Raw genomic sequence first — 6,165 nt, 5'->3', positions numbered from 1 at the left:
CGGTATTCCCTTCACTCGTCTGGAGTTCCTTTGGATCCTGGCTGCGCACCATCCGTCCCGGCATCCCTCCATCGGAGTTGGTTGTCGCCAGTGCACTACGACAATGCCTGCCCGAATTTCTCGTGAATAGCGCCAAAACCAATTTCTTCGCGAAATTCATCGCCGAAAGGCAGGACCCTGACACCTTCGAGATGTTCCGACTGGCCACATAACCCCAAGACTGTGCCGAACTCGGCACTCTTGAGTATTGAACACGGCCGATTTTTTTGCCGCGTTTCTAGGATTTGTTGACCATATGGTGAACAAGAAATTCCTGCCGGCTGCGCATCGAAATTCGATATCCGTGGATGCAGATGCAAGTGCTTTGATAGAAAAACTTCACCGCTATGCACGTATCGACGTGCCCAAGTGGCTGTAGCATCTCTTACGGCCGACTGAGAGCACATTGCCGTCGGCTGCCCAAGGAGCGGGTCAACTTCAGGGGTCTCGCCACGGAGCGCGTGACTCCAGCGGCCCATCGTTCAAAGTGCTTGGCGCTGGAGCTTGGAAGATGCTGACGTTTTCTGTTTGCGTGGCAGCCGTCGCTGCTGCCGTCGACTTCCGGCAGACAGACTATGCGTTCCGCATCGGGCCGGGCTCGGCCATGAAGCGTCATTCGCCTAAACCGTTGCGCGGACGTTCAGACGTCCGCTTCAGTTCGTTGAATGGGCGGTCGCGACAATACCGCGAGCGTCAGGTTCCCTTGGCAGCGCATGTACTTTCAACCCTCTCCGGCCCTTGGGCTCCCGCGACTTCAATGCCGGGTATCCAATTGCAACACTCGGCCGTACGCCAACAATCTCGCCCCTACGTGAGCGAGTCGTGTGGTCAGGCCGTGGTATCTCCGCGAAGGATTCCCGTTTTAACAAATGCGAAGACTGCGATCGAAGCCTGCCTGCGACTCCGGATAGCCTGCCATCAATCGAAATGCGCTCACTGCGCATCTTGTTGCCAGCGCAGGATCGGATGCGTGCCTCCCACGGGTATCACCCACGTGCCGGTCGGACCGAAGTCCCACGTCGGTCCGAAGCTCGCGGTCGTGCTCATCTGCGCGGTCGTGAGGCCGTTCGCGGCGGGCAGCGCCTTGCCGCTGTATACGCTATTGGTTGCAGTGGTTGCTTGCACATCCCAGAAGACGTTGTCCGCGATGGTTCCGGCATTCGTAAAGGCCACACCGGCCTTCTGGTCGGGTGGGAACAGTGGAGTTTGGTGCGTGGTAGCGAACGATTCGTTGATCGTTCCGCCGTTATACAAGACCAGGCCGGCGGTGGTATACATTGTCGCGGCGCCAGCCGCATAGGACTGGGTGATCGATCCGTGGTTGTCGACGACCAGGCCTGCGCCCGATGCATGCGAACCGCCTCTTACTGAGCTGATCGAGAACGACTGGACGATGTTCCCATTGTTGAGGCGGGCGAGGCCGCCAAACGCGCCATCGCCGTTGAGACCGGCACCGGCCGACGAGCGCTCGATCGTGCCGTCGTTCACCGCAACGAGGCCGCCGGCGCCCCGGTACGAACTGATGCCGCCCGACGCATGCGTGTTCGTGATAAGCCCCTGATTGCGTAGCGCGATGATGCCTCCGCCGCCGCCTGCGAACATGCCCGATGCGGTCATATACGCATTATTGACACTCAGATTCCGCACAACCCCTGTCGTACCGATGTCGCCAAACAGACCGGCCGATTCCTGATATTGGTACAGGTTGCCGATGGCATGACCCATGCCGTCGAACTGTCCCGCGAACGCCGCATTCGCTCCTCCGATTCTCCGGAATTGATTGGGCCATCCCCCCAGGTCTAGATCCTTGCCGAGCGCGTATACCCCGGCGAGATTGTTCGTTACGTTCTCGAGGGCCTCTTTAGAATTGACGAGCTGGTACGCGGTCGCCTGCGTGTTGAGGCCGCTGAACGGCGCGGGGGCCCACGATGGATTGCTCCTCACAGTGCCAGCGAGGTAACCGCCGTTCGTGTCATGGAGCGCCGCGACGACGCCGGTGCTGCGCGACCAGTCGATGGTGCCGCGGTTCACGACGCTGGCGCCATTATCGATGCCGTTTGCGTCGGCTCGCAGCGTGAGGTTGCCCGCGCCGTTGTTTGCGACCGTTATGGCCCCGCCGATCGTCACATTGTGCTGCGCGTTGAGCGCAAGCGATGCGTCGCCGCTCCAGCGCAGCGTCGACTGGAGATTGATGTCACCGCTCTTGCCGTAGGCGCCCGTCGTGTTCACATTGACTGACGTACCGCTCGACAGGTCACGGGCGAGGATCGCCGCGGCCACCCCTCCCACGTTGAACTCGGGCGCCGTCAAATTCCATTGTCCGGCATCGATGACGGCGTCGTCGAGATGGAGCGCGTAACCGCTCGTCTCCACGGTCCCGCCGCTGCCGTCCGCATTCAATGCCGCGACGTTCGTGTGAACGTGCGCCGTGCCGCGTTCGGCCACTAGCCACACGTGACCGTCGCGCGTGGCGGTGCCAGTTGCGCGCAGTTCGCCTCGCGTGCCCGCGAGCGCGAAAACGTTGCCGTCGGCTGCTTCGAGGGCGATCTGCGCGGCACGGATCATGCCCTTGTTGACCACATCGCCTCGAGTACCGGGTTCCACGAACACTTGGCCGCCGCTCGACGAATCCACCAGCAACACCTGAGCGCCGGTGGCGAGTTTCACCGTACCCTTGGGCGCGTCGATCGAACCGTCGTTCTCGGTGAGCTTGCGCGAGATCAGGAATACGTCGCCGCCGCTTGAACTGATCCTGCCGAGATTGATGATGCTGGCCTCGCTCGTACTGCTCAAGGCAAATGCGCCCCCCTTCATGAACGCGTCATTGGCCACATCGAGTGTCGAGGCGACGAAGCGGCCACCGGTCGTGACGACACCGCTCGTGCCTATAAGTACGCCCTGCGGATTAATCAGGTAGATACTACCCGTGCCACTCAGCCTGCCATCGATGACGGAGCGACCGATACCGGTCACACGGTTGAGCGTTGCACCGGCGCCGTTATTCACTGTCACACTATTGGCAATCCCGATCGAAAAGCCGCGCCAGTCGATGACCGCGCGCGGCGTGCTTTGAGTGATGTTGAGCGCTGAGCCGTTCGACGAGATCGAACCCGTGCCAGCAACGAACTGTCCCCCGCTGGGGAGGGGGCCGGCCGCGAGCGCACATGCTCCATGTGTGAGCATCCCGCATAACAAGGCGGACCAGTATCTGTGGCGAGCGTGACGAAGGCCCCAGGTGAGAGGCGCTTGCTTTTGCACAGCTGAACTACAAGGCACAAAGTGATGCATGACTCCTCCCGCAACAACCTAAAACATTACTGGCATCAGTATTTGGCGAAGGTCCAATGTAAGAATAGACGCAATCCGATCAACTGCAATGGCGCGGCGGAAGATCGACGCTGCAATGGATCACGGCCCGGACCAAGCGCCAACACTGGCGACCGGCGCGTTTCTTTCGATCGCTGAAGCTTGTTGTGCCTTGGCTTTGCTCCGTTGCTGGACTTCACGCCTCAACTGGCCCAGTAGAAAAGGACGGGCCTGAGCGAATACGGCATGGTGGCGGAACGGTATGTGCACGAGTTCGATGCCAAGTGGCTACGGGGCGGCTCGCCCGCCGGCGACGCGTTGCTAGGGAGCGGAGAAATTCAGTCCCTTGCGGATCTCGCCAACAGTTTCGACATGGTCCGGACGATGCGGGCGCCCCGATTACCAAGGATGCCATTGTGCGCCTCGGGTTGCGGTACATGTGCCGATCGTGCCGCTGGCACTGACGATGATGTCCCCGGAGTACCTCCTGAAGAGACTGTTCGAACTGTTGTTCTAGGCGTTGGCCTTCCTTGCCAAGCGTCATGGATGACAGTATTGGCCGACATATGTTTTTGTCTGGAGTGGCTGTACCGAACGACTGCTCGACTCTGGTACCTGCCGTTGCACCTCTGACGGCTCGACCCTCGGCAACGGGTCGATGAGGGACCGTCAGACTCCGCGTCCCGGCCGAGAACATCGCAGCATTTGCCTGTGTAGGTCGGACCGAAGGGCGTACGTACAAAGACAGGTCATTAGGATAACAAAACAAACGTCACTAAATTCCTTTATGTAAAGTTACGCGCTTCCCGACACATCTCGGGCGCGCGCATTGAACTACCGAGACCGCTTCGGCAAGTCCCCGCTAAACGAATACACAGAAGGGTACGAAGCTTACAGTGTCAGGGCCCGAGACGACTCCTGACAGCTGGCGTTACTCGGACTTGAAGCAATAAACAGCGAGTTTATTGCCGTCAAGATCTCGAACATACGCAGCATATGCGTTTGGTGCCCAACCGCGAGGACCCGCGGCACCTTCGCACTGGCCGCCCGCAGCAATCGCAGTTTTGTGGAACGCATCGATCGACGCTCGATTCGGCGCCTCAAAGGAGACGGTTACGCCGTTTCCCACGGACGCGGCTTGACCGTTTGCCGGCGTCAGAACGAAAAATGACGGTGATTCTTGACCCCAGATGGAACCTTGGTCGCCAAGATCGTTGACGCGTTCTAACCCGATTTCGCCGAGCACACTGTCGTAGAACGAGCGCGCTTTTTCTAAATTGTTTGTGCCAACAGTAACGTGTGTGAAAACAGCCATGTGTATTCCTTCAGGTGAGCTGCGTTGAACCGGAGCGCCGTTGGCGCCTGCTAAACGTTTGAGGGTCTCTCATCCGTGGATTCCCGTGGGTTGCCAAGCTTCACGGGATGGTCTCTTCGGAGCACATCAGCCGTCGAGTAGGACAGCGCCGGCACTTGGTGGGCGCTGCTTCCTTAGGGAAGGACGGAAATTGCTATGCCGGCTGATCGATTCCGACCCGGTGCTAACCGCTGGACGAGATCGAAGCAACGTTGTCATCCAAAGAAGTTAAAGCATCGTTTGACTCAATTAATACATGACGACGGATCGGATCGACTCGCCCTTCTTCATCAGATCGAAGCCTTCGTTGATGCGTTCGAGCGGCAGATGGTGCGTGATGAGATCGTCGATGTTGATCTTGCCTTCCATGTACCAGTCGACGATCTTCGGCACGTCCGTGCGCCCGCGCGCGCCGCCGAACGCCGAGCCTTTCCACTCGCGGCCCGTGACGAGCTGGAACGGCCGCGTCGAGATTTCCTCGCCTGCCGCCGCCACGCCGATGATGAACGATTGCCCCCAGCCCTTGTGCGTGCATTCGAGCGCCTGGCGCATCACCTTCGTATTGCCGATGCACTCGAACGAATAGTCGGCGCCGCCATCGGTGAGTTGCACGATGTGGTCGACGACGTTCTCGACTTCCTTCGGGTTGATGAAGTGCGTCATGCCGAACTTCTTCGCGAGTTCGACGCGCCCCGGATTGATATCGACGCCGATGATCTTGTCCGCGCCGACCATCTTCGCGCCCTGGATCACGTTGAGCCCGATGCCGCCGAGCCCGAACACGACCACGTTCGCGCCTGCCTCGACCTTCGCCGAATACACGACGGCGCCGACGCCCGTCGTCACGCCGCAGCCGATGTAGCAGATCTTGTCGAACGGCGCGTCCTCACGCACTTTCGCGACCGCGATCTCGGGAACCACGATGTAGTTCGAAAACGTCGACGTACCCATGTAGTGAAAGAGCGGCTTGCCGTCTAGCGAGAAGCGCGAAGTCGCGTCGGGCATGAGGCCGCGGCCTTGCGTCGAACGGATCGCCTGACAGAGGTTCGTCTTGCGCGACAGGCAGAACTTGCACTGGCGGCATTCCGGCGTGTAGAGCGGAATGACATGATCGCCCTTCTTCAGCGTGCCGACGCCCGACCCCACGTCGACGATCACGCCTGCGCCTTCGTGCCCGAGGATCGCCGGAAAAATCCCTTCCGGATCGGCGCCCGAGAGCGTGTAGTAGTCGGTGTGGCAAATGCCCGTCGCCTTCACCTCGATCAGCACCTCGCCGGCGCGCGGGCCTTCCAGTTCCACGTCTTCAATTGTCAACGGGTCCTTCGCGCGCCATGCTATTGCGGCCTTTGTACGCATTACTGGTCCTTTAGATTTGAGCGAACTTCTTAACTCGAGAGTGCCGAGTTCTTGCGCCTTTCTCACGGTCTCATCTTGGCGTTCGTGAGCGCCGATCCAGTTCTCGGTAA

General features: G+C 59.9%; 3 protein-coding genes and 1 pseudogene. 1 reads left to right on the top strand and 3 read right to left on the bottom strand.

Going from position 1 to position 6,165, the window contains the following annotated elements; all coding sequences use genetic code 11:
* Nucleotides 1-212, top strand: a pseudogene (locus AWB81_RS47735) (IS4-like element ISCku4 family transposase); the annotation flags it as partial.
* 760 nt (nt 213-972) lie between these two features.
* On the opposite strand, the gene AWB81_RS39580 reads toward AWB81_RS47735, so the two are convergent.
* The 3 genes from AWB81_RS39580 to AWB81_RS39565 form a co-directional block, all read right to left on the bottom strand.
* Nucleotides 973-3,222, bottom strand: a complete 2,250-nt coding sequence (locus tag AWB81_RS39580) for a two-partner secretion domain-containing protein (RefSeq protein WP_062643720.1) — start codon at nt 3,220-3,222, stop codon at nt 973-975.
* Nucleotides 3,223-4,276: 1,054 nt separating this feature from the next.
* A complete protein-coding gene (locus tag AWB81_RS39570; protein ID WP_087135530.1) occupies nt 4,277-4,660 on the bottom strand; it encodes a VOC family protein in 384 nt (127 codons plus the stop codon).
* 288 nt (nt 4,661-4,948) lie between these two features.
* Nucleotides 4,949-6,055: an S-(hydroxymethyl)glutathione dehydrogenase/class III alcohol dehydrogenase gene (locus AWB81_RS39565; RefSeq protein ID WP_062643718.1), complete on the bottom strand. Its 1,107-nt coding sequence runs from the start codon at nt 6,053-6,055 to the stop codon at nt 4,949-4,951.
* Nucleotides 6,056-6,165 lie beyond the last annotated feature (110 nt).

The sequence above is a fragment of the Caballeronia arationis genome (assembly GCF_001544975.2).
In the GTDB taxonomy this organism is placed as follows: Bacteria; Pseudomonadota; Gammaproteobacteria; order Burkholderiales; family Burkholderiaceae; genus Caballeronia; species Caballeronia arationis.
Note: the sequence above shows the minus strand (reverse complement) of the source record. Positions and strands in the feature narration are given on the sequence as shown.

Excerpts from the sequence above, each read along its gene's own strand:
- AWB81_RS39570 (WP_087135530.1), bottom strand. The coding sequence starts at position 4,660 with ATGGCTGTTTTCACACACGTTACTGTTGGCACAAACAATTTAGAAAAA.
- AWB81_RS39580 (WP_062643720.1), bottom strand. The coding sequence starts at position 3,222 with ATGCTCACACATGGAGCATGTGCGCTCGCGGCCGGCCCCCTCCCCAGC.
- AWB81_RS39565 (WP_062643718.1), bottom strand. The coding sequence starts at position 6,055 with ATGCGTACAAAGGCCGCAATAGCATGGCGCGCGAAGGACCCGTTGACA.